This is a genomic window from Streptomyces sp. ISL-94, from assembly GCF_018614075.1.
GTDB lineage: Bacteria > Actinomycetota > Actinomycetes > Streptomycetales > Streptomycetaceae > Streptomyces.
The window spans coordinates 23,225-45,313 of sequence record NZ_JAGGOZ010000029.1 but is presented as its reverse complement, the minus strand read 5'-3'; the positions used below and the strand labels follow the sequence as shown (position 1 = coordinate 45,313).

Below are 22,089 nucleotides of genomic sequence, written 5' to 3'. Positions count from 1 at the left end.
CGATCCGGTGGCGGGCTCCGCGCCCGGCGCCATCGCCGCCACCGCCGCCGACCCTGCTGAAGCGGCCCTGCTCCTACGGGTCTTGAGCACGTTCCTGCGTGAGGACGTCGTCGGCCTGCGTACCCGTTCCACCGTCGTCGAGCGGCCGGACGGCACATGGCTGAGGCTCGCCGACGGCGGTGACGGCGCCGCTCTCCTGCTGCCGGTCGTCGAGGACGGGTTCCAGAGCCGGTACGCCGCCCGACTCCCGCTGCTCGTACGGAAGTCGCACGGCACGGACGGTACGGACGGTACGGACGGTACGGACGGTACGGACGGTACGGACGGTACGGACGGTACGGACGGTACGGACGGTACGGATGCCGCGGAGCTCACCGGCTGCGAGGCCGTGCTCGGCGCACTGAGCGCGCTCGCCGACCCCGCCGACCGGGCCGGCTTCGACGCCTTCGCCGAAGAGTGCCGCCAGACCCTCGCGACCATGCGGCTGCACGACCGCACCGCCGCGGAGGTCGCCGACGCCCTGACGGCCCGCTACGGCACCGATGCCGCCGACTGGACCGGCCTCGCCGCGGGCCTTGCCCACGACACGCTCGCCGCCCGCCTGGACCACCCCGTCTACCCCACGGCCCGCGGCCGCTCCGCGCTGGACGACGATCAGCTGCGCTCGTACGCCCCGGAGTTCCACCCGCGCTTCGGCCTGCGCTGGCTCGCCGTGCCCCGGCACGCGCTCACCGTGCGGGGCGGCGCCGCGCCGCTGCCCGAGCACTGGCCCTCCCCGGCCGACCTGGGCCTGGCAGAGCTGTCCGGCAGCCACCTCGCGCTCCCCGTGCACCCGCTCACGGTGGGCGCCCCGCTGCGGGAGGCCCTGCGCGCCGCCGGCCTGGAGGGCGAGGCGGTCCTCGCCGGCCGTCCGTACCTGGAAGCCGTGCCGACCCTGTCGATGCGTACGGTCGCGCTCACCGCCGATCCGGCCCTGCACCTCAAACTGCCGCTCGCCACCGCCACCCTGGGGCTGCGCAACCGCCGGACCATCAAGCCCGGCACCCTCGTGGACGGTGCGGCCGGCCAGCGCCTGCTGGAGACGGTGATCGCCCGAGAGCCGCGCTTCACGGACACGGTCCTGCTCGCCGACGAGACGGTCTACGCCCACGCGGGACACGAACTCCTCGCCGTGCTGTGCCGCCGCTACCCCGCCGGCCTCGATCACGCCGTGATCCTGCCCATGGCCGCGCTGCTGAGCGAGGCGCCCGGGGGCCGGCTGCTGATCGACCGGCTCGCCGAGCGGTTCTACGGCGGCGACCCGGTCGCCCTGCTCGACGCCTGCCTCACGCTGCTCTTCGACTGGCAGACCACGCTCTTCGGCTACGGCATGGCCCTGGAGTCCCACCAGCAGAACGTCTCCCTGGTGTTCGACCGGCCGCCGGACGGCGGCACCCGCCTGCGGCTGCTGCTCAAGGACAACGACGGCCCCCGCGTCAACATCCGCCGTATGCGGGAGGCGCTCGGCGGCGACGCCCCCGACCCGGCCGCGTTCGACGACGCCCGGATCTTCGGCGAGGACGACCGGGCCGTCACCGACCTGTTCACCACGATCACCCTCCACCTGTGCGCGGGGGCGTACGCCTTCGGGCTGGCCCGGCACGGCCGCGCGCCGCTGCGGACGCTGACCGGGCTCGTACGCGACCGGCTGGCCGAAGCCGTCGAACGGCTCGGCACCGGTCCGGGAGAACCCGGCGCGGTCCTGCGCGCCGCGGTGCTGGATGCCCACGAGCTGCCGGTGAAGGCGATGATCACCGCCGGAACCCTGCTCACCAAGGAGCGCTCGGGCGCGGCGGACATCAACAAGCACTACACCACCGGCCCGAACTACCTGCGGAGAGTGAGGGACCCGAAATGAGTGTCACCGCTGCCCACGAGAGCGGACCGAGGGCGATGCCGGTTCCGGCGACCCCGCCGCGCCCGACGCTGGGGCGCCCGCAGGTCCACGCCGTCGCCGGGTGCTACTTCGTCGCGTCCTTCGCCGCCCTCGGCCTGCCCCCGTACCTCACGGAGATCCTTCCCGGGCTCGGCGACGCCACGGCCCGCTGGGCGGGAGTGCTGTACATCGTCCCGACCGTTTTCGCCGCGCTCGGGGCTCCGCTCTGGGGACGGCTCGCCGACCGGTTCGGCCGCAAGCGGCTGCTGCTGCGCGCCCAGCTCGGACTCGCCGTGTCGTTCCTCCTCGCCGGCTGGGCCGACTCCCTCGCCGCCTTCACCGCGGCGCTGGTCCTCCAGGGCATCCTCGGCGGCACGTTCGCCGCGTCCAACGGCTACCTCGGCGCGGCGCTGGAGGGCTCCGAGCTGTCCAAGGCGCTCACGCTGATGCAGGGCGCCGCGCGGGCGGCCCTGGTCTTCGCCCCCGTGGTCGTCGGCACGCTGTCGCCCTGGCTGTCCCCGCACCGCCAGTACGCCCTGCTGGCCGTCCTGCCGCTGACCGCGGCCCTGCTGATCGCCGCTCTCCCGGAGTCGCGCACGGCGAGACCGGAGGCGACGCGACCGGGCACGACGGTGCACGACGGACCGGGTCCGGCCGCGTCCCGGACGGCCGCAGAGCCCCCTGCGCGGCTGCGGGCCCTCTACGCGCTGGAGTTCGCCTTCGTCTTCTCCACCGTCATCTCCTTCCCGTACCTGATCCGGCTGATCGACGAGCGCATACCCGGCACCTCCCCGGTCCTCTCCGGCGTGTTCTTCGCCCTTCCGCACCTCTGCTACCTGCTGACCGCGATGAAGGTGCACGCCGCCTTCCACCGCCGCCCGCGGCTCGGTCTCGCGCTGGGCTTCACCTGCATCGCGCTGGGCCTGGCCGGGCACGGCGTCGCGGACAGCCTGGCCACCCTCACCGCCGTACGCGTGCTGCTCGGTGCCGGCCTGACCCTCGGCCTCGTCTGCCTGTCCGTGCTGGCGGCCGACTGCGCCAAGGGCCGCGAGCCCGGCGGGATGTTCGGATCGCTGGAGTTCTTCTCCAAAGCGGGCGCGGTCGTCGCCGGCATCGCCGCCGCCGTGGGCACCAGCCACTTCGGTCCGGCCGCACCCGTGCTCACCGGCGCCGTGGTCGCCGTGGCCGCCGGATGCGTCCTCGCCCTTCCCTCTTCTGCCGGCAGTCGCCGCGCCCTCCGTACCCGCTGGAGCCGTTGATGCCCCCGCTGAACAAGTCGCTCGCCACCGCCGCTCCCGCGGCCGCCTCCCCTGCGGGGCTGCCGAGCGCAGATGACGTCGTCGCCCACACCCTCCTCAACTGCCTGCTGCGCGAAGTGTCCGGCCCGGAGCAGCAGAGCACCGTCACCGGCGCCCATCTGCTGCTGCGCCTGCCCCGCCGCGGCGTGCTGCTGCGCGTCGCCCTGCGCCGTACGTCCCTGCTGGGCGCCCACCGGTTCACCGGCCCGGTGCTGGAGCAGCGCGGCGCCGTCTGGGCGCAGATCGACTGGCGGCGCCTGGCCGAGTACACCCAGGACGAGTTGTCGCTGCGGACGGGCGTGCGCAACGACGAGTTCCTCCACCAGGTCGCCTCCGGGCACGAGGCCGTCGCCGCGAGCCTCGCCGCGCGCGCCCGCACGACCGCCCGGGCCTCGGCGGAGGAAGACGGGCCCGCCGCGTACATCGCCTCCGAGCAGTCCCTGCTCTTCGGCCACCGCTTCCACCCCACCCCGAAGGCCCGTACCGGTGACGCCGGGTCCTGGCAGGCGTACGCCCCCGAGGCCGGGGCCTCCTTCCCGCTGCACCACCTCGCCGTACGCGCCGATCTGATCGCCGAGGAGACCGCCGAGGACGGCGCGACCGAACCGCTCGACCGCGTACGCGCCGACATCCCGGAGGGCTACCGGCTGCTGCCCGCGCACCCCTGGCAGTACGAGATGCTGCGCGGGCACCCCGCGCTGCGGGACGCCCTCGACCGGGGCGACGTGCTGGACCTGGGGCCGCTCGGAAAGCCGTTCGCCGCCACCGCGTCCGTGCGCACGCTGTACGACGGTGAGACCTTCCTGAAGTTCAGCCTCAACGTCCGCATCACCAACTGCCTCCGCAAGAACGCCAGTTACGAGCTGTCGGGCGCCGTGGCCCTGACCCGCATGCTGGAGCCCGCGCTGACCGACCTGGCGGACCGCTTCCCCGGCAGCGCCATGCTCCGCGAGCCCGCCTACCGCAGCCTCGCCCTGCCCGGCCCCGACGGGACCCCCGACCGCGCGCTGCTGGAGGGCTTCGGCGTGATCGTCCGCGAGGGCCTGTCCCGCCAGCTCCTGCCCGGCACGACCCCGCTGCTCGCGGCCGCCGTCGCCGACGAGTACCCGACCGGCCCCGCCCACCTCTCGCGCCTCCTCGACGGGGCGGGGCCGCAGACCGCCCTCGACTGGTGGACGGCGTACCTCAAGCTGCTCGTCCCCCCGGTGCTGGCCGCCTACTTCGACCACGGCCTCGTCCTGGAACCGCATCTGCAGAACGTCATCGTCTGCGTCGACGACGACGGCATGCCGGCCCAGGTGCTCTTCCGCGACCTGGAGGGCACCAAGCTCCTGCCCGAGCGCCACGCTGCCGCCCTGGCCGCGCTGCCCGCCGAAGTCGCCGGCCCCATGACGTACGACGCGGAGCGCGGCTGGGACCGGGTGGTCTACTGCCTGCTGGTCAACCACGTCGCCGAGATGCTCGCCGCGCTCGCCGATCTGCACCCGCGGACCGAGGCCGCGCTGTGGGCGCAGGTCCGCGCCACCCTCCAGACGTACGCCGACCGCAACGGCTGCCCGCCCCGGCTCGCCGCACTGCTCGCCGGGGTGCCGCTGCCGGCCAAGGCGAACCTGCTCACCCGCTGGGAGCGCAAGGCCGACCGCGAGGCCGGCTACGTGCGGCTGCCCTCCCCTTTCGCCGAGGACGTGCCGGCGGAAGCGGCTTACGACGAGACCACCTGGAGCGCCCGATGACCGCACCCACCCCCTCGGTACGCGACCGGATCCAGGCCCTGCCCGCCACCGAACTTCCCGCCTACCTCTACGACCTGGCCGCGTTGCGCGAGCACGCCGCGTCGGTACGGGCGGCCCTCCCCGAGCGCGTCGAGCTGTACTACGCCGCCAAGGCCAACCCGGAGCCGGAGATCGTCGCCGCGCTCGGCCCGTACGTCGACGGGTACGAGGTCTCCTCGGGCGGCGAACTCGCACACGTCGGCAAGGCCGTCCCGGGCCGCCCGCTGGCCTTCGGCGGCCCCGGCAAGACGCCGGCCGAGATCACCGCCGCGCTCGAACAGGGCGTGACGCGCTTCCACGTCGAGAGCGTCCACGAACTGCGCGTGCTGGCCGAGCTGGCGACCCGGACCGCCCCCGACACGCGCGTGGGTGTCCTGCTCCGCTTCAACCTGCCCCTGTCCACCGCCTCGCTCGCGGGCAGCTCACTGGCCATGGGCGGCCGCCCCACCCCCTTCGGCCTCGACCCCGCCGAAGCGGACGCCGCCGTCCACCTCCTGACCGACGGCACCTGCCCGCGCCTCGAACTACGCGGCGTCCACGCCCACCTGGCCAGCGGTCTCGATGCCGCCGAGCAGCTGGCCGTGGCCGAGTCCGTGGTGGCCTGGGCCGCCGCACTGGCCGCACGCCACCGGATCCGCCTCGCGGAGGTCAACGTCGGCGGCGGCATGAACGTCGACTACGGCGCCCCCGAGGACCGCTTCGACTGGGTCGCGTACGGCGCGGGTCTCGCCCGCCTCACCGCCGCACACCCCGGCCTGACCCTGCGCATCGAACCGGGCCGCGCCCTGACCGCGTACTGCGGCTGGTACGCGACGGAGGTCCTGGACATCAAGCGCAGCCACGGCGAGGAGTTCGCCGTCGTCCGCGGCGGCACCCACCATCTGCGCACCCCGGCGACCAAGGGCCACGACCAGCCCTGCTCCGTCCTGCCCGTGGACACCTGGCCCCACCCCTGGCCGCGACCGGCAGCCGGCGGCGGCCGGGTCACCCTGACGGGCCAGCTGTGCACACCCAAGGACCTCCTCGCCCGGCACGTCCCGGCAGCAGGGCTGCGGGCGGGTGACCGGGTGGCCTTCGGGCTGGCGGGCGCCTATGCCTGGAACATCTCGCACCACGACTTCCTCATGCATCCCCGCCCCGGCTTCCACTTCCTCAACCGGACGGCGGACGTGCCCTTCGGCGCGGCGGCACTCGGCCCTGCGTGACCCCGGCCGAGCCGAGGCGGATTCCGCGTTTGCTTGCCACGATGGCCACATGACCGGCGCAGAGCCTCCGTCGGACGGCGGACGGACGACGCCCGGATCGACGAGGCCGTGCGCTACCTGGACTCACCCCAGTGCACCGCGCTGTCCCGGGGATGCTCACGGCTCGGGGGTGGAAGCGCAAGGAGGCTCGGTAAGGTCGTCGAACCGCCCCGGCGCGCGCCGTCTGGTTCGTGTGCCTGGCTGCCCCCGGTCAAGGGCGCCGGGGCGGGTCCGCGTCGCCGGGCGTCTGCCAGGACTCCTGACGGGCTCGGGCAGGAGGGCTCTGGTCCGACGGCTGCGCGCCGGGATCCTTACGGGCCGCGGCGCGTCGAGTGCCGTACCAGAACGCCGCGATCAAGAGGGCAGCCACGACCACGCCCGCCACGATCAGGAAGAGGGACGGGGAATACGCGGCAGCCAGGAGCTGATGGGAAGCGATCATGCCCCTCGCCTACCCCGTATTCCGCGTCGTGCACATGCCCGGGCCCCACCGCGTGGTCGTCCCGGCTCGCTTGCGCCGGTGGACTTCACTCACCGCCCCCGCAGGCATGCGGTGGTCATCGCGGGGCAGGCGCTACTCATACGAGGAGGTGCCCCATGGTTACCCCATCCAGGGAGAAGCCGAGGGTGGAGACGGACACGGACCCCGGCCCGGTCGTCCCTCGAAGACACGTGGTCCGCGTCAGCGGGGACATGGACATCGAGCATGTGGGCGAGTTGCGGACCGCTCTGCTCGAAGCCGTGTCCCAGGCGCCGGAGCACGCCGACATCATCATCGATCTGATGCACTCGTCCTTCTGTGATTCGGCCGGCCTCGCCACACTCCTCAGTGCCCGGCGCCGGGCGGCGGAATCGGGGCACCTCCTGCGGTTGGCGGCGCCCAGCCACCAGTTGTTGAGGCTTCTGGAACTGTGCGATGTGCCGCCCTTCCCCTGCTGCCAAGCCACCTTCGACGAGGACGTGCCCGCACGTGCGCCCCACTGATCTCCCGGGAACGCACGCGGACGAGTGACATCCGGGCAGGCGGGTAGCCGCCCCTGGTGCGCAAGGTGGTCCCGGAACGAGAGGAAGCACGTCATGAACGAGCAGGAACACCGCAAGCCGACTCCTCCCTCCAAGGCGCCCGGGGAAAGCGGTGACCGCGAAGCGCGCCGCGAGGCGGAGGACGCGGTCATGCCCGGCTCACAGGACGGGAGCTCCGGTGACGCCCTCAGCCCCAACACCGAAGCACAGCGCCGCGCGGCCAAGCACGGCAAGCGGGGAAAGCACGGTGAGGAGCAGTCCGAGTAGGCGTAGGCGCCCCCATGCCTCCGCGGGCACCGGTGCGTGCGCACCCGACGCGAAAGGACCGAGTCATGAACCGCCCCGCCTCCCCGCAGCCCGGCGATGACGGCCTACGGGTCGTGGTCGTCGGGGCCACCGGGAACGTCGGCACCAGCGTGGTGCAGGCGTGCGCCGACAGCCCGGCCGTGGCCTCTGTCCTCGGCATCGCCCGCCGGGCTCCCGACTGGAGCCCCGCCAAGACGGCCTGGGAAACCGCGGACATCGAACCGGACGGCCCCGACCTGGTGCCCCTGTTCGCCGGAGCAGATGCGGTGATCCACCTCGCGTGGAAGTTCCAGCCGACCCACGACCCGGCCCAGACCTGGCAGACCAACGTCCTGGGCAGTGTGCGGGTCTTCGAAGCGGTGGCCGCCGCAGGCGTACCCGTGCTGGTCCACGCCTCTTCCGTCGGCGCGTATTCACCCGGCCCGAAGGACACCGCGGTCGACGAGTCCTGGCCCACCCACGGATGGCCCCAGGCCGCGTACACCCGTGAGAAGGCCTACCTGGAGCGTGTCCTCGACGCCTTCGAGCAGTCCCACGCCGACGTCCGCATCGTCCGGATGCGCCCGGCCTTCCTGTTCAAACGCACTTCCGCCTCCGAACAGCGAAGGATCTTCGGAGGCCGATTGCTTCCCGGCCGACTCGTGCGACCCGGGCTGATCCCGGCGGTCCCCGACCTGGCCGGCCTGCGCTTCCAGGCCCTGCACACGGACGACGCCGCCGCCGCCTACCTGGCTGCCGTCACCCGGGACGTGCGCGGGCCCTTCAACCTGGCAGCCGACCCGCCGATCGACGCCGAGGCCCTGGCCGGCCTTCTACAAGCCCGCCGGCTGTCCCTGCCGACAGCGCCCGTGCGGGCGGCACTGGCCGCCGCCTGGCGGCTCCACTTGGTCCCCGCCTCTCCCGATCTGTTCGACGCCGTGCTGCGCCTGCCGTTGATGGACGCCTCGCGGGCCCGCACCGAGCTGGGCTGGCAGCCCCGCCACACGGCCCTCCAGGCCGTGGAGGCGTTCCTGACGGGCCTGCGGGAGGGCGCCGGGATGTCCACCGCGCCGCTGGCCGCGTAAGCCCGGGGGCCCCGCTCCAGCGGTACGCCCGCGAAACGTGGTCGTCGGGCTTTGCGACGCCCTTGGACCCGGGGCCGGAGTACTGGCCGACCAGCTGGCAGCCACCAGCGACTGGGGAGCCCGGTTCGACCTGCTGGACATCGCGTTGTCGGCCCGGTTCGAGCGCGGCCCGGCTCCCGCGCCCGAGGTGAGCCACGCCTGGCGACTGCTGTCCCGCGCCGGCGGGGCGCTCCCGGTCGGCCGGATCGCGGCCGAAGTGGGCTGGAGCCAGGGCTATTTGGTCCGCCGGTTCACCGAACAGGTCGGCCTGACGCCCAAGATGTCCGCCCGGGTGCTGCGCTTCCACCGGGCGGTGAGGCTGCTCACCCGGGAGGGGGCGCATCTCACCGAAGTGACTGCTGCCTGTGGCTTTTACGACCAGGCTCACCTCAACCGCGAGTTCCGTGCCCTGGCCGGGGCCACTCCCGGCCAGATGGCCGCGGCCCGTGTGGCGGAGGGGGCCCTCGCCCTGTGAGAGGCGAGGTCAAATTTGTCCAAGCCAGGCCGTCGGCACGTCGATAGGGTCCCCGTTCGTAGGTGATCAGCACCCAGGCACAGGAACGCCTCCGCGCGGACTGAGCAACGGTGAACTGGCCCAGAGGGGGAGTATTCGATGGAAGACCTGCTGCGGATCCTCGTGTCCGGCGCGCTCACAGGCGGTTTGATCGGCTTGGCGGGAGCCCTCGGCCGACGCCGCCGCAGGCGCCGGGAGGACCGTGGAACGGACGGCCGCTGACCGCGAACGGCACCCCCAGCGCTCAGCCCCCTTGCGGGTATGAGCGGGCCCCGGACCCTGCCCCGGCCCCGCGTTACGGCGATGGCTGGGGTGCGGGCTGCGGCCCTGGTTCCCGTCCCGGTCCCGGCTCGGGCTCCGGGGGTGGCGGCTTGGGCTCCGGCGAGTGGGGGTCGACGGGGAAGGGGTGCGTGGGCGGCGCCGGGTACGGCGACGGGCCCGGCGGGAAGGGATGGGTCGGCTGCCCCGTATGCGTACGGATCATGGCGGGCTCCGTTCTGTCCGGACGCGAGAGGAACGCGGGAACGCTACTGAGGGCCGCTACTCGGCCGTGCCGCGATGAGGCCCCTGCTCCTGCCGTCGGTGCCCACGGCACCAACGGCGCACAAGAAGGACCATCGCGAAGAGAGTGCACGCCCACACGGCGGCGAAGGCCCAGATCAGCGCGGGTGACGAGCTGGCCTCGGCCGGGTGGAACAGGGCCACGGAGAGCAGCACCAGCACGCCGACGGTTCCGCCGAGGGGGACACGGCGCAGCAGGCCGCGGGTGGCGGCCAGCGGCATGGACCGGCGGGCCATGGTTCGCAGTCTGCGATCGAGCTGCTGGTCCCCGCACAGTTCGCGTTCGATCGCGGTCAGGATCAGCTGTTCCTGACGTGACAGTCCGGTTCCGTCCATGACCAGACCCACCTCCTCCGGCCGCTGTGACTCGTGGTGCGTGTACCCGCTCACGGCCCCACCAGACACCGGCCCCTCCACGAACGGAGGCCTGGCCTGCCAGCCCGTGCAGGCTCACGCGCGAGTGGTGAGGTCGGCGTTGTGTCCGCGACCCGGAACTCCACGGTGGGGTGGTGCTCGGAGGGTCGGGCGAACCAGTAGATCATCCGCCGGTCCATGAGGATGCCGGAGGCGACCAGGGCGTCGGCGGTGTCCTCGTACGAGTCGTTGTCCAGCAGCGGGGCGGGACCGGCGGTGGGCCAGCGGCCGAATTCGCCCGGCCCGGTGACGCCCATGCTCCGCGCGTACCTTCCGAGGGGACTCGAAACCCCGGCACAGGCCGGGTCTGGTGCGTAAGAGTGCCGCTCGCACCCCGTCGGGTGTTCCGCCGCTGCGCCGCCGTGCGGCGGACGTGTCCGGGCAGCAGGATGAGTCCCGACCCGCACCACCGACAGGAGGCTTCCGTGCTCGAACGCAAGCGACGCAAGGACCGCACCGAGATCACCTTCGTCCTTCCGGCAGACACCCCGCCCGGGCCGGTCAGCGTCGTCGGTGACTTCAACGACTGGCAGCCGGGCGTCCATGAACTGCGGACGAGGAAGGACGGCAGCCGGGCCGTCACCGTCGCCCTGCCCGGCGCGAGCACGCACGTCTTCCGCTACCTCGCGGCCGGCGACTACTGGTTCGACGACGAGAGCGCCGACGGCCACGACGGCACCAACAGCCGCCTGCACACCTGATCCAGCCGCCGTACGCAGGGCAGGCCTGTCGCCGGGGCCGGGCGTGCGGGAGGGTGGAGAGGACTGACCAGCCTGGTTCTGCCGGTTTGAGGTTTCGAGAGGCCCGCTGTGACGCGGGACGATCTTGAGCATCGCGCGCAGGTGCTGTTCACGGCTTTGGACCCCGGGACGTCGCGCGGCATCCGTCGCGCGCTGGGTCGCGGAGTGTGCCGCGGCCCCGGGGCTGCCACCCCCTCCGGGAGAGGCCCGCGATGCGAGCACTGCACGTGCGAGTCCAGATTCTCGGGGACACGGCTGTGGTCACCCTCTGTGGTGGGAACGAATCGCCCCACGGGAGCCGTGCTCTCGGCGACGCCCTGTCGGCATTGCCCGGGAACGTGTCGTCGATCGTCTTGGACCTCACCCACGGCCCCCGTGGCGCGTGGCCGGTGGGTGAGGTGTCCGCCTACGCGGGGGACTGGTCCCTCTACGTGGCGGTCATCGGAAGCAGACGGCACCCGTGGAGCGGCTTTGCCCCGGGTGGCGGACGCCAGGATCCCGGCCAGTGTGGCCGGCCGGGCCGGCTCCGCCGGGGGAGCGGCGACAGACGGGGAGGTCCGGTCGGTACTCCTGGGCCGGGCGCTCGGGTCACGGGCCCGGGGAATCCACTGGGCCCGCAGGAAGGGCCACCCGTGCCGGTCGGGCTGAGGACGAGGACGGCGGACCACGCCGGTGGGAGCAGCGCGTCAAATGTCGGCTGCGCCCTGAGGGACGTCCGTCCGCACCTGCCGGAAACACCACGGGGACATTCCCGCGGCCCGGGCGGGTAGCAGCGCGATGCGGCCTCGACAGGGGGCCGGGCATCCCACGGGAGAAAGGCGCTGCCATGACCCGCTTCAACGACGGCGGACGCAGGCCCACGGCCGCAGTGGTCACCGGTGCGGACTCCGGTATCGGCCGGGCCACCGCGGTCCGGCTGGCCTCGGACGGAATGGACATCGGGATCACCTGGCACACCGACGAAAAGGGTGCGCAGGACACCGCCGCCGAAGTCCGCAGCCACGGGCGGCGGGCCGTCGTCACCCGGCTCGACCTGACCCGCCTGCCGGCCGCGGCGGACGAGATCGACCACCTCGCGGACGAGCTGGGCAGGATCGACGTGCTGGTGAACAACGCGGGTACCGGGACGGCCACACCGTTCCTGGACCTCGACCTCGACACCGTGCGCGAGGTGCTCGACGTCGACCTGGTCGGGCCCCTCCTGTGCTCCCAACACGCGGCACGCCGCATGATCGCCCAAGGCGCCGGGGGGCGGATCGTCAACGTCACCTCCGTGCACGAACACCAGCCGCGCGTCGGGGCCGGGCCCTACTGCGCGGCGAAGGGCGGACTGGGGCTGCTCACCCAGGTGATGGCCCTGGAGCTGGCCGAACACGGCATCACGGTCAACTCCGTGGCCCCGGGGGAGATCGCCACCCCGATGACCGGCCAGGAGGACCGGGACGTCCGGCGCGAGTCGCGGCCCGGTGTACCGCTGGGCAGGCCCGGAGACGCCCGCGAGGTCGCCGCTGTCATCGCGTTCCTCGCCGGCGAGGGCGCTTCGTACGTCACCGGCGCTTCCTGGGCCGTCGACGGCGGCATGCTCCGGATGGGCCCGATGGCGGGCTCCCACATGGAGGACGACCGCTGGCGGCGCCCCTGACAGGGCAGCGGGGAGGGCTGCCGGCACCATTCGCCCGCGCGGCCCCGAGGGCGGGGGAGCGTCACTCCCCAGGGGGATGTCCCACCCACCAGCGCCCCACCTTTCCCCGGCCGGCGGGGACGCCGCACCCCGGCGGGGACGCCGCACCGGACGCTCCCGGCCCGGCCGCCCTCGGTCGCGCGACCGGGACCGTGACGGCGCTGGGGCCCTGCACCGCCGAGACCGCCCGCCGCATCCTCGCGAACGCGATCCGTACGGCGGACGCCAGGACGCCGCCCCCACTCATGGCGCAGACGGCCCTGGCCATGCGCAGCCACCGAGACGGCGCCCACCCGGTGCTGGAGCAGGCTGGAGCAGGCCCTTCGCGCCGCGATCGGCGATGCCCGGACACCGGCCGACTCAGTGGCACGGGTTCAGTCCGGCACGGTTGCCGCGCCGCCGGCGCGCACGGCTTCGACCACGTCGTCGTGGAGCGCCCTGCTCGCGTCGGCCGACGGGCAGGGCACGGGGCTGCCCGCGAGGGTGAACCAGTGCGACCCGCCGCGGTATTGGACCGCTACATGGGCCTCGCCGGCCGCCCATGTCGTGTGGACATCGATCTCGCCATCGATGATCCCCGCCTCGACCGTGGACACTCCGCCCCGGCCGGCGAAGACCGCGACGGTCGTCCATGAAGCCCACTCCATGTCATGGTCCTCCCACGGCTTGGGGCACGGCTCTCGCGCACCCGAGTCCTGCCTCTACCCTCCCGGGCGGTGATCACGCCGTGGATCCGCCGCCGCGTGGTCGCTGTCCGCGCGGAGCTCACAGATGGCTCCGGCTTCCGCCCGGTTTGGCCAGGCGTCGGTGCACAGCTGCCTTCGCGGGGGCCGGCAGGGCATGGGTGGCCAGCTCTTGGGCGCGGGTGTGCAGCGAGCCGGCCACCACTTGGGCATGGCCGGCCATCAGGGCCTTGTACGCCTGTCGGGCAACCAGCTCCGGGTCGTCCTTCCTCGACCGCCCGAGCCGCGTGTTGAGCAGGCCTGCCCGGACGAAGAAGCGCGTGTCGGTGGCTCCGGGGAGGAGCACCGTGACCGATACACCGGTGTCCGCCAGCTCCGCGCGCAGAGCCAGACCGAAGGAGTGGAGGAACGCCTTGGAGGCGTTGTAGACGGCGTGGAACGGACCGGGCAGTTCCGCCGCGACGGATGAAGTGATGAGCAGTCGGCCGCCGCCACCGGCGGCCATGTCCGGGAGCAGCCGGCGGGCCAGGTGGACGGTCGAGCTGATGTTGAGGTCGATCACCCGGCCCAAGTCGGCCAGCTCCGTCTCCAGGAAGGAACCTCCCTGGCCGATACCGGCGTTGAGGACCAGGGCGCTCACCGGCCGGTGCTCGGCGCGCACCTCGTGGACGAGGGATTCGGCCCCGTCGTAGGTGGCCAGATCCGTTCGCACTGCCCGGACCCGGGCCCCGCGGGAACCCAGCCGGAGGGCGGCCTCGTGGATGGCCTCGTCTTCGGCGGCTATCACGAGGTCGTGGCCCTGTGCGGCGAATTCCCGGGCCAGCTCGAGACCGATTCCGCTCGAGGCGCCGGTGATGACAGCCAAAGGGCGCGAACTGTTCATACGGGTCGCCTACCCCCGGTGAGAGTGGGTACGCGCGCACCAGAGCCCCCGCCGCAGACACCTGCCCCCCGGCACATCGCCGGCCCGGTGCACACACGCGGATGGACGTGGTCGGCGTGCGGGCGGGCGTACGGGCTCGCAGCATGAGGGGTGCAACCCCCAGCGATGGTGAAGGAGATCTGTAATGCCTCGAGGTTCCGGCGGCAAGCGTGAGCGCCAGTACGAACACATCAAGGAGTCCGGTGAGGAGCGCGGCATGTCGGAAGGCCGCGCGAAGGAGATGGCGGCCCGTACGGTGAACAAGGAGCGGGCCCAGTCCGGCGAGTCGAAGTCGTCCAGCCGTAGTTCCACCCAGGGCAAGTCGCCTTCCCAGCGCGGGGGCCAGAAGTCCGGCGGTGGCGGAGGCGGAGGCGGCGGGTCTTCTACCGAACGCACGCGCGACGAGCTGTACGAGGAGGCGAAGAAGCGCGGCGTCGAGGGCCGCTCCACGATGAACAAGCAGCAGCTCAAGAAGGCCCTCGGCAACTGACCTCGCGTCTGCGTCAGGGAGAGAGGGGATCCCGGCGGCGGAGGGTCCGAAACAGGTAGGCGCCCGGGCGGGTGCTCGTACGAGCCGGCCCGGGCGCAGGGCAGAAGTTCGAATACCGGGACTTCGGCCGGGTAGGCGCAGGAATCGAGGAGGGCGCGCCATGACCACCGCCGCACGACACAAAGTCGCTTCTGCTGCGACAGCAGGTCCCGGGCCGACGGGGGAGGTGGAGCCCGGGCCGCAAGGGGCGGCGGACGGGCCGCCGGAGAGTGCCCGCGAGCGCGTGAACCGCCGCTGGGCCGAGATCCTCCAGGAAACACGTGTGGCTCAGACCGGCGTGCAGGTCCTCTTCGGCTTCCTCCTCAGCATCGCCTTCACCTCCCGGTTCGACGAGCTGACGACATTCGACCGCGCCCTGTACGTGGTCACCGTCGTGCTCGGCGCCTCCTCGACGGCCGCCTTGATCGCACCGGTGGCCATCCACCGCTGTTTGTCCGGCCTGCGGATGAAGGACGAGGTGGTGGAAGCCGCCGGCCGCATGATGGTGTGCGGGATGGCGCTCCTCGCCCTGACCATCGCCTGCACTCTGCTCCTCATCCTGGACGTCGTACTTCCCCGGCCCCTTGCACAGGTCCTCGTCGCCTCGGTGATGGGGTGGTTCGCCCTGTGCTGGTACGTCCTGCCCCTCCGGCTGCGCCGCCGAGCGGCCCGCCGCGCCCCTTGACGCCCGCCCGACCGGGAGGCCGCCATGCATCCCCCGCCCCTGACCCCGCGAGAACGGCAGAGCCTGGACGCGATCGAGCAGGCCCTGGGGCGGGACCGGCTCATGGAGCGCAGACTGCGCACCCTGCAGACCGGCACCGGGCCGGATCCGCACTTCTGGCGGTCCGTCCGGGCCTCCTCGGCGCGGCTGCTGCTCGCCGCGTGCGTCACGGCCTGCCTGGTGCTTCTCACCCTGGCCGTCGCCACCGACTCCGGCGCGTGGATCACTGCCTTCGCCGTCACCTGGCCGGCCACCCTGCTCGTCACCGCCGCGCTGCTGAGCCGCTGGTGTCGCCGCTACCGATGACGAGCGGACCTCGGCCGATCAACGATTCCGTGCCCGGACGCGGCTGACTCGGCCGGACGTCAAGACGTCCGGCCGAGTCAGCCGCAGAAGAACGCCGGTCAGCTGGAAATGGCTTCGAGGAGGTCGCCGACCTTCGGGTCCGGCAGCGCACGGGCGACGTCGGCCTGGGAGACGATCCCGACGAGGTCGTGGCCGTCGATCACGGGCAGGCGCCGGACCTTGTGCTGGGCCATGGTGTGGAGGATCTCCTGGGCGTCGTCGTCGGCGCCGATGGTGACGGCCTCGCCCTGGGAGAGTTCGCCCGCCTTGCACGTCGCGGGGTCCTTGCCGACTGCGAGGACCTTGGTGACGATGTCCCGGTCGGTCAGCATCCCCTTCAGCTTGTGATCGGTACCGCAGATCGGCAGCGCGCCGACATCGAGGCGTGCCATCTTCTTGGCCGCTTCGAGGACAGTCGACTCAGCGTCGATACATTCCGGTTCCGGAGTCATGATGTCTCGCGCCGTGGTCATGACGATGTGCCTTTCCGGTTCGAGTTGGTTGGGTCCTGTGGCGCGCCTACCCCGGCTCCGGGCCGGCATACGCCGACCAGGCCCGAAGAAGGCCCCGGGCATGCATGACATCCCCGATCACGGGGAGCCGCCAGGTATGACCAGAGACATCCCGGAAAGCAACCCGGACCCCGATCCCCGTGTGACACCAGGACTCGAACCGGGCGGCGGAGTTCCGCCCGGGGAGACGCCGCCGGGAGAGGCGAGCACCGCCACCGGCGCCGGACCTCACCGGCCGCTGAAGCGGGGGTGGGTCCGAGGCCCTCTCGCGATCATCGTCGTGCTGGCGGTGATCTGCGCCTTGTTCTTCCTCGTCTTCGCCATAGTGGTGGACTTCTGAACCGGGGAGGCTTCATGAGCGGCACCGAGTCCCACGGCGACGAGGTCTACCAACCGCACGAGGGCGACGTTCCGGCCGAGGCGCTGCCCGACATGGAGAACGCCCTGGACGAGCCCGGGCTCGACGAGACCCTCGACACGGGGTACTCGCCGCCCGAGCGGCCGCTGGGCGTCAACGATCCGGCCACGACCGCCGAGGGACGGCACACGGGGGAGACCCTCGACCAGCGTCTCGCCCGCGAGGTTCCCGAGCCCGGCCCGGACGACGAGGGAACCTGGGACGAGTTCGCCGACGAGAGCGACGCCCCGCAGGCCGGCCCCGTGCGCGCGGGACGGCTGGCCCCTGCGGAGGAGACGGGGCCCTCACGCCACATCTCCGTCATGGCCCAGGACGTGGGCGTGAACGGCGGGGCGGCCTCGGCGGAGGAGGCCGCCGTGCACATCGTCGAGGAGCCCGACGAAACCGGGGGAGAAGAAGGGGGCTTCGAACCCGAGGGATAGGGCTGGGCTCCGACGGCGGGGCGAGACGGCGGGCCGGGCCGGTCCACCGGGCGGCTACCGCGCGTCCGCCGCGTCCACCTCGCGCGCGTCCGTGCATGGTTCGGCGTCGCCAGGAGTGTCGGCCAGGAGTGGGAGACTGCGGGTATGGGCGACTACTCCGTGTGGAGGTGGCGCGGATGAGCGCCTTGCCCGACGAGGGCGACGGCTTTGCCGACGTGCCGTCGGCACCGGGCTCCGACACCGACGAGGCGCTTCGGCGCCTGAGCATGGCCGCCGCCGCGACCGGGAGCGGGCCGGAGGGCGCCGGGAACGCCGTGGCGGGTCTGTGCAGGCCGTGCGTCGATCTCCTCGACATCACCGGGGTGTCTGTATCGCTGTCCGGCGGCGATGACGTCCGGGCGCTGTGGTGGTCCAGCGACGAGACGGCCGGCCGGCTGGCCGAGGCGCAGTACACGCTGGGTGACGGCCCCTCCCACAGCGCCATGGAGCTCATGGCGCCGGTGCTGGCCGCCGACCTGACCTCCGGGACGGACGCCCTGCGCTGGCCGGTGTTCGCCCAGCAGGCTGTCGAACTCGGAGTACGAGCCGTGTTCTCGCTGCCCCTGAGCCCCGCCGGCATCCTGGCGATGGGCACCCTTGACCTCTACCGGCGCGACCCCGGCCCCCTCAGTGAGAGCGACCGCGCCCTCGCCTTCCCGGCCGCGGACGCCATCACCGACGCTTTCCTGGCCTTGGGCAACCTTCCCGGCGGGGAGCCGGGACGCTGGCTGGACGCCGCCGAGAACGGTCACGAGGAGGTGCACCAGGCGACCGGGATGCTCATGGTGTTCCTCGAGCTGGATCCGCAGCAGGCCCTCGCCCGGCTGCGAGCCCACGCCTTCGCGCGCGGGCAGAGTGTGACCGAGGCGGCCCGCGACGTCATCGCGGGAAGGGAGACCCTGCGTGACTGACGCGGTAAGCAGTCGGGGGTCAGCGGGCGGGGCGGTCGGCCGTCAGCGTGAAGATCGCTCCGTCGGGGTCGCGCAGGGTCATCCAGCGCTCCGTCGCGTTCGAGGCGAGGGGCGTCAGGGCCCTGCCGCCGTGGGCCTCCGCCGTCTCGACGGCCTTGTCGAGGTCGGGGACGCGGAAGTGGACGTGCCAGCGGGGCTGCAGGTGCGGGTCGGGGGCCCTGGTGTCGACCGGGCCGCTGTTCAGGCGGGCGACGGGCTCGCCCGCCTCCCGCAGGACGACCTCGTCTTCCTCGTAGGAGACCTCGCAGCAGCCGGGCCGGCCCGTGGCCCACTCCAGTACTTCGCCGTAGAAGATCGCGGCTTCGAAGGCGTCCCGGGTACGCAGTTCCAGCCAGGCCGGGGCCTGGCCCGCGCCAATCCGCCAGTCGGCTGAGACCGGACCCTCCCAGATTCCGAAGGCCGCGCCGTCCCGGTCGGCGACCAGGGCTCCACGGCCGCCGGAGGTGAAGGAGACCGGGCCGACCGCGATGGTGCCGCTGCGCTCGCGGACCCGGTCGACCGCCACGTCGGCATCGTCGACGGCGAAGTACACCGTCCATGCCACCGGCACGGCCAGATGGGTCGCCAGAGCGCCGATGCCCGCCACGGGCACGCCTTCCAGCTCGGCGACGACGAATGCCTCGCCCAGGCGTGCCGGCCGGAAGTCCCAGTTCAGGACCGTGCCGTAGAACTCCTTCGCCGCGTCGAGATCGCGGGCCATCAGACTGACCCAGCAGCATGCGCCGAAGACGTCCCGGGTGGAAGTCCGCACGGTTCACGCTCCGATCTTCGCAAGCGGCGGCCGGTGCCGGGCCCGGGCAGCGGCCCGGGCCGTCCGGCACGCGCGCCCGCGTGTCACGGAAGGCGCCTGCCCAGCAGGCGGCGTGCCAACCGTCACCGTCGGGGTGTGGTGCGACGGGAACGGGGCAGGCGCCGGGTGATCAGCGTCGGTCCGACGGTGCGTGGCACGGACTCCCGGAGGTGTGGGATGACGGTCGTAGGCGGTCGCCGCGATCCCCGCGACGAGTGCGCCGCGCGGGCCGGGGGGCGGGCGGGGCGCCGTCCGGCGGGTCGGGGCTGGTAGCGGTGGCCCGCAGCGCGCTGGTGGTCATCGACATGATCAACACCTATGACCATGAGGATGCGGAGCTGCTGCTGCCCGCCGTACGCGACGCCCTGCCCGGCGTCCGGGCCCTGCTGGACCGCGCCCGCCACCGCGGCGGCCCGGTCATCTACGTGAACGACAACTTCGGAGAGTGGCGCTCCCACCACGGCGAGATCCTGGAGACGGCCTTGGCGGGCCCGCACGCCGATCTGGTGAAGCCCGTCGCACCCGACGGCGACTCGCTCTTCATCATCAAGGCGCGGCATTCCATCTTCTACGAGACACCGCTCGCCTATCTGCTCGGGCAGCTGGACGTGGACCACCTGATCCTGTGCGGACAGGTCACGGAGCAGTGCGTGCTCTACTCCGCCCTGGACGCGCACATCCGCCACCTGCGCGTGACGGTCGTACGGGACGCGGTCGCCCACATCCACCAGGACCTGGCCGACGCCGCCCTGCGGATGATGCAGACCAACATGGCGGCGGACATCCGCACGGCCGACGAGGTCACCTTCCCGGGGTGAAACGGCCCCGGCCCGCTCCCTGCGGAGCGGGCCGGGGCCGCCGGGATACGCCGCTCGGAAGTCAGTCCTTGCCGCGTCCGCTCATCATGTCGCGGAGGCGGTCGACGAGGCCGACCCCGGGAGCGAGGAGCTTGTTGGCCGGCGGCTTGTCCGGGGCGGACGGATGCGGGCGGGTCGGTGCGGTCTTCTTGGCCGTGCGCACCTTGTCACCGAGTTCGGAGAGCGTTTCCGCCGAGCACATGGCGCGCATTCGAGGGAAGAGGATGCCCTCCTCTTCGGCGATGTGCTCGCGGATCTCGGTCATCAGCTTGTTGATCAGCGAGTCGAACTTCGGGTCGTCGGCGTCGCACCCCTCGAGGTCCTTCATGATCCGCTCTGCCGCCGCGTGGTCTTCGAGCTCCTTGTCCGCGAGGGCGTCGCCGTCGGGCAGGTGCTCGCGTACGGCCGGATACAGGTAGGCCTCCTCGGCGACGGAGTGCCGGACCAGCTCGATGGTGACCTTGTCGGCGCAGTCCTTCCTGCGGGAGTCCCCGGAGGGCAGTCCCTCGATTTCCTTGAAGAAGTCCTCCACCTCTTGGTGGTCGGTGGTCAGCTCTGCGATGACGTCACCGCCGTGTCCCATGATGTGTCCTCCTCGATCGGTGGCGGGTGGTATGCGCAACTATTCGGACCATCCCATTCCAATCCGGGTGATTGGGCCGTTAGTGTGGCGTTCTCGCTCCCGAACCTGCCGGATGGTCGCCAGTGCCCTCAGACCTCTCTCTGTCCCCGCTCATAGCGGCGACAACGCACTGGCTGATCCGCGCCTACCCCTCCGGTGGCGGTGCATTCCAGCGCGGCCTGGTGGAGGCGCAGGCCCGCCAGGCCGTCACGCTCGCCGCCTGGCTGCGGTATCCGACGGAGCTGGACGCGCAGCTCGTCGCGCTGTCGGGACCGGGCGGCTCGGACCGGCTCGACTGGATCACCGGTGCCGATGCCGCCGACGCCTTCGCCCTCCCGGAGGAGGAACAGTCGCAGCGCGCGTGGCGCACGTGGGTGGACGAGGTCGTGGTCAGCTGGGCGGCGTGCCTGCTGGGCGCTCCGGCCCTGGCCACTGCCGCACAGGCCCTGACCTCGACGGAGCGCGCCGCCGCCGTGGCGGTCGCCTTCCGCCGCCTGACCGAGCCCGGGGATGACGACCGCCACGCGGCCACCCTGCTGCGCCACCCCGACCTCCTCGCGCCGATCGCCGAGCTGCACCGCGCGGCGCTTCTGGAGCGTCTGGGCGCCGGCGCCGGAGCCGAGGCCGCACCGGCGGCCTGATGGCGGGCGTGAGGGCCTCGGGCGCACGGGCGCACCGGCCGCGACAGGCCTCAGGGCAGCGGTGTCCCGCCGGTCGCGTTCAGGATCTCGGCGGTGATGTAACTCGCCTTGGAGGAGGCGAGGAACACGTACGCGGGAGCCATCTCCGCCGGCTGCGCGGGCCGCCCCAAGGGGCTCTGCTTGCCGAACTCGGTGGGATCCGGCATGGTCGACGGGATCAGAGGGGTCCAGACGGGCCCGGGGGCCACGGCATTGACCCGGATTCCCTGCGGGGCGAGCATCTGGGCCAGGCCCTGGGTGAAGGTGACGATGGCGCCCTTGGTCATGGCGTAGTCGAGGAGCGGCGGGCTCGGCTTGTAAGCCTGCACGGACGTCGTGTTGATGATGCAGGCGCCGGCGGACATGTGGGGGAGGGCTTCCTTGCAGAGCCAGAACATGCCGTACAGGTTCGTCCGCACGACCCGGTCGAACTGTTCCGTGGTGATGGCGGAGATCCCGTCCGGCTGGGCCATCTGGTAGGCGGCGTTGTTGACCAGGATGTCGATGCGGCCGAACTCGGCGACGGCGTGGTCGATCACCGTCCGGCACTGTTCCTCTTCGCGGATGTCGCAGGGTACGGCCACGGCCTTGCGGCCGGCCTCCTCCACGAGGCGCATGGTCTGCTCGGCGTCCTCCGCTTCTTCGGGAAGGTAGGTGAAGAGGATGTCGGCCCCTTCACGGGCGTAGGCGAGCGCCACCGCCCGGCCGATGCCCGAGTCGCCTCCCGTGATCACGGCCTTGCGGTCCTCGAGCAGCCCATTGCCGCGGTACGAGCCTTCGCCGTGGTCGGGGACCGGCTCCATGGGCCGGGTGGCTCCGGGCGGCTCCTGCTCCTGCGGGGGGAAATCCGGCTGGGGGTACATGGTGGTGGGGTCGGGCGCCCCGCTGCCGCGTTCGGCTGCGTTGGGTTCCACGAGTTTCTCCTTCCTGCTGTACGACTGGGGACTGGGGAGTGGCGACCGGGGACCGGCGACCGGGCCGAAGATCACAGCGGCCGAACGGGG

27 protein-coding genes are annotated in these 22,089 nt (G+C 72.5%); 18 read left to right on the top strand and 9 right to left on the bottom strand.

Features of this window, described 5'->3' with window-relative positions; all coding sequences use genetic code 11:
• Positions 1-7: 7 nt before the first annotated feature.
• Genes J7E94_RS11545 through J7E94_RS11530 form a run of 4 tightly spaced genes read left to right on the top strand, consistent with a single transcriptional unit; the run spans position 8 to position 6,190 of the window.
• Complete coding sequence (locus J7E94_RS11545; RefSeq protein WP_308344935.1) at positions 8-1,897, top strand: IucA/IucC family protein; 1,890 nt, start codon at positions 8-10, stop codon at positions 1,895-1,897.
• Entirely contained in the window at positions 1,894-3,174 is a 1,281-nt protein-coding gene (locus tag J7E94_RS11540; RefSeq protein WP_374224425.1) for an MFS transporter, read from the top strand. Before J7E94_RS11545 ends, J7E94_RS11540 begins: the two co-directional genes overlap by 4 nt.
• The gene (locus J7E94_RS11535) at positions 3,174-4,946 is read left to right on the top strand and encodes an IucA/IucC family siderophore biosynthesis protein (protein WP_251056502.1); all 1,773 of its coding nucleotides are present in this window, start codon (positions 3,174-3,176) and stop codon (positions 4,944-4,946) included. Before J7E94_RS11540 ends, J7E94_RS11535 begins: the two co-directional genes overlap by 1 nt.
• Positions 4,943-6,190, top strand: a complete 1,248-nt coding sequence (locus J7E94_RS11530; protein ID WP_215014668.1) for a type III PLP-dependent enzyme — start codon at positions 4,943-4,945, stop codon at positions 6,188-6,190. Before J7E94_RS11535 ends, J7E94_RS11530 begins: the two co-directional genes overlap by 4 nt.
• A 250-nt stretch (positions 6,191-6,440) precedes the next feature.
• Here J7E94_RS11530 and J7E94_RS11525 read toward each other — a convergent pair whose 3' ends face one another.
• Positions 6,441-6,671 carry a DUF6479 family protein gene (locus tag J7E94_RS11525; RefSeq protein ID WP_215014666.1) on the bottom strand — a complete coding sequence of 77 codons (231 nt, stop codon included), beginning with the start codon at positions 6,669-6,671 and terminating at the stop codon, positions 6,441-6,443.
• Positions 6,672-6,826: 155 nt separating this feature from the next.
• Between J7E94_RS11525 and J7E94_RS11520 the strand changes: the two genes are divergently transcribed.
• From J7E94_RS11520 to J7E94_RS35370, 4 genes are all read left to right on the top strand, one after another.
• Positions 6,827-7,213 carry an STAS domain-containing protein gene (locus J7E94_RS11520; RefSeq protein WP_215014664.1) on the top strand — a complete coding sequence of 129 codons (387 nt, stop codon included), beginning with the start codon at positions 6,827-6,829 and terminating at the stop codon, positions 7,211-7,213.
• A 93-nt stretch (positions 7,214-7,306) separates the two neighbouring features.
• Positions 7,307-7,519, top strand: a complete 213-nt coding sequence (locus tag J7E94_RS11515) for a hypothetical protein (RefSeq protein ID WP_215014662.1) — start codon at positions 7,307-7,309, stop codon at positions 7,517-7,519.
• A 65-nt stretch (positions 7,520-7,584) separates the two neighbouring features.
• The gene (locus tag J7E94_RS11510; RefSeq protein WP_215014660.1) at positions 7,585-8,622 is read left to right on the top strand and encodes an NAD-dependent epimerase/dehydratase family protein; all 1,038 of its coding nucleotides are present in this window, start codon (positions 7,585-7,587) and stop codon (positions 8,620-8,622) included.
• A gap of 37 nt (positions 8,623-8,659) precedes the next feature.
• Entirely contained in the window at positions 8,660-9,136 is a 477-nt protein-coding gene (locus tag J7E94_RS35370) for an AraC family transcriptional regulator (protein ID WP_215014658.1), read from the top strand.
• Between the two features lie 579 nt (positions 9,137-9,715).
• On the opposite strand, the gene J7E94_RS11500 is transcribed toward J7E94_RS35370, so the two are convergent.
• Both J7E94_RS11500 and J7E94_RS11495 read right to left on the bottom strand, forming a co-directional pair.
• Positions 9,716-10,126, bottom strand: coding sequence for a hypothetical protein (locus J7E94_RS11500; RefSeq protein ID WP_308344899.1), 411 nt, complete (start codon positions 10,124-10,126; stop codon positions 9,716-9,718).
• On the bottom strand, positions 10,123-10,407 hold the full coding sequence (locus J7E94_RS11495) for a glutamate-cysteine ligase family protein (RefSeq protein ID WP_215014656.1): 285 nt from the start codon (positions 10,405-10,407) through the stop codon (positions 10,123-10,125). Before J7E94_RS11495 ends, J7E94_RS11500 begins: the two co-directional genes overlap by 4 nt.
• A 168-nt stretch (positions 10,408-10,575) precedes the next feature.
• Here J7E94_RS11495 and J7E94_RS11490 point away from each other — a divergent pair, with 168 nt between their 5' ends.
• Complete coding sequence (locus J7E94_RS11490) at positions 10,576-10,851, top strand: isoamylase early set domain-containing protein (RefSeq protein WP_215014654.1); 276 nt, start codon at positions 10,576-10,578, stop codon at positions 10,849-10,851.
• 865 nt (positions 10,852-11,716) lie between these two features.
• Complete coding sequence (locus J7E94_RS11485; protein ID WP_215014652.1) at positions 11,717-12,532, top strand: SDR family oxidoreductase; 816 nt, start codon at positions 11,717-11,719, stop codon at positions 12,530-12,532.
• Between the two features lie 413 nt (positions 12,533-12,945).
• Here the strand turns inward: J7E94_RS11485 and J7E94_RS11480 are convergent, their stop codons facing one another.
• Positions 12,946-13,218 (bottom strand): hypothetical protein, encoded by a 273-nt coding sequence (locus J7E94_RS11480; RefSeq protein WP_215014650.1) that lies wholly within the window; start codon positions 13,216-13,218, stop codon positions 12,946-12,948.
• Positions 13,219-13,336: 118 nt separating this feature from the next.
• Positions 13,337-14,137: an SDR family oxidoreductase gene (locus J7E94_RS11475; RefSeq protein ID WP_215014648.1), complete on the bottom strand. Its 801-nt coding sequence runs from the start codon at positions 14,135-14,137 to the stop codon at positions 13,337-13,339.
• Positions 14,138-14,321: 184 nt separating this feature from the next.
• Between J7E94_RS11475 and J7E94_RS11470 the strand changes: the two genes are divergently transcribed.
• The 3 genes from J7E94_RS11470 to J7E94_RS11460 all read left to right on the top strand — a co-directional run bounded on the left by J7E94_RS11470 (position 14,322) and on the right by J7E94_RS11460 (position 15,735).
• Positions 14,322-14,666 (top strand): plasmid stabilization protein, encoded by a 345-nt coding sequence (locus J7E94_RS11470; protein ID WP_215014646.1) that lies wholly within the window; start codon positions 14,322-14,324, stop codon positions 14,664-14,666.
• 160 nt (positions 14,667-14,826) lie between these two features.
• Entirely contained in the window at positions 14,827-15,390 is a 564-nt protein-coding gene (locus J7E94_RS11465) for a DUF6328 family protein (protein WP_374224424.1), read from the top strand.
• A 24-nt stretch (positions 15,391-15,414) separates the two neighbouring features.
• Complete coding sequence (locus tag J7E94_RS11460) at positions 15,415-15,735, top strand: hypothetical protein (protein WP_215014644.1); 321 nt, start codon at positions 15,415-15,417, stop codon at positions 15,733-15,735.
• Positions 15,736-15,833: 98 nt separating this feature from the next.
• Here the strand turns inward: J7E94_RS11460 and J7E94_RS11455 are convergent, their stop codons facing one another.
• Positions 15,834-16,247, bottom strand: a complete 414-nt coding sequence (locus tag J7E94_RS11455) for a CBS domain-containing protein (RefSeq protein ID WP_215014642.1) — start codon at positions 16,245-16,247, stop codon at positions 15,834-15,836.
• Between the two features lie 136 nt (positions 16,248-16,383).
• On the opposite strand from J7E94_RS11455, the gene J7E94_RS11450 reads away from it, so the two are divergent.
• The 3 genes from J7E94_RS11450 to J7E94_RS11440 all read left to right on the top strand — a co-directional run bounded on the left by J7E94_RS11450 (position 16,384) and on the right by J7E94_RS11440 (position 18,076).
• The gene (locus J7E94_RS11450) at positions 16,384-16,626 is read left to right on the top strand and encodes a DUF6480 family protein (protein WP_215014640.1); all 243 of its coding nucleotides are present in this window, start codon (positions 16,384-16,386) and stop codon (positions 16,624-16,626) included.
• A gap of 14 nt (positions 16,627-16,640) precedes the next feature.
• Complete coding sequence (locus J7E94_RS11445; RefSeq protein WP_215014638.1) at positions 16,641-17,126, top strand: DUF5709 domain-containing protein; 486 nt, start codon at positions 16,641-16,643, stop codon at positions 17,124-17,126.
• A gap of 176 nt (positions 17,127-17,302) precedes the next feature.
• Entirely contained in the window at positions 17,303-18,076 is a 774-nt protein-coding gene (locus tag J7E94_RS11440; protein ID WP_215014636.1) for an ANTAR domain-containing protein, read from the top strand.
• A gap of 19 nt (positions 18,077-18,095) precedes the next feature.
• Here the strand turns inward: J7E94_RS11440 and J7E94_RS11435 are convergent, their stop codons facing one another.
• On the bottom strand, positions 18,096-18,836 hold the full coding sequence (locus J7E94_RS11435) for a VOC family protein (RefSeq protein WP_215014849.1): 741 nt from the start codon (positions 18,834-18,836) through the stop codon (positions 18,096-18,098).
• 365 nt (positions 18,837-19,201) lie between these two features.
• Here J7E94_RS11435 and J7E94_RS11430 point away from each other — a divergent pair, with 365 nt between their 5' ends.
• Positions 19,202-19,744 (top strand): cysteine hydrolase family protein, encoded by a 543-nt coding sequence (locus J7E94_RS11430; protein ID WP_215014634.1) that lies wholly within the window; start codon positions 19,202-19,204, stop codon positions 19,742-19,744.
• A gap of 61 nt (positions 19,745-19,805) precedes the next feature.
• Here J7E94_RS11430 and J7E94_RS11425 read toward each other — a convergent pair whose 3' ends face one another.
• Positions 19,806-20,366 (bottom strand): hemerythrin domain-containing protein, encoded by a 561-nt coding sequence (locus tag J7E94_RS11425; protein ID WP_215014632.1) that lies wholly within the window; start codon positions 20,364-20,366, stop codon positions 19,806-19,808.
• A gap of 122 nt (positions 20,367-20,488) precedes the next feature.
• Between J7E94_RS11425 and J7E94_RS11420 the strand changes: the two genes are divergently transcribed.
• The gene (locus J7E94_RS11420) at positions 20,489-21,046 is read left to right on the top strand and encodes a hypothetical protein (RefSeq protein WP_215014623.1); all 558 of its coding nucleotides are present in this window, start codon (positions 20,489-20,491) and stop codon (positions 21,044-21,046) included.
• A 50-nt stretch (positions 21,047-21,096) separates the two neighbouring features.
• Here J7E94_RS11420 and J7E94_RS11415 read toward each other — a convergent pair whose 3' ends face one another.
• Positions 21,097-21,948, bottom strand: coding sequence for an SDR family oxidoreductase (locus J7E94_RS11415; RefSeq protein ID WP_215014621.1), 852 nt, complete (start codon positions 21,946-21,948; stop codon positions 21,097-21,099).
• Between the last annotated feature and the right edge of the window lie 141 nt (positions 21,949-22,089).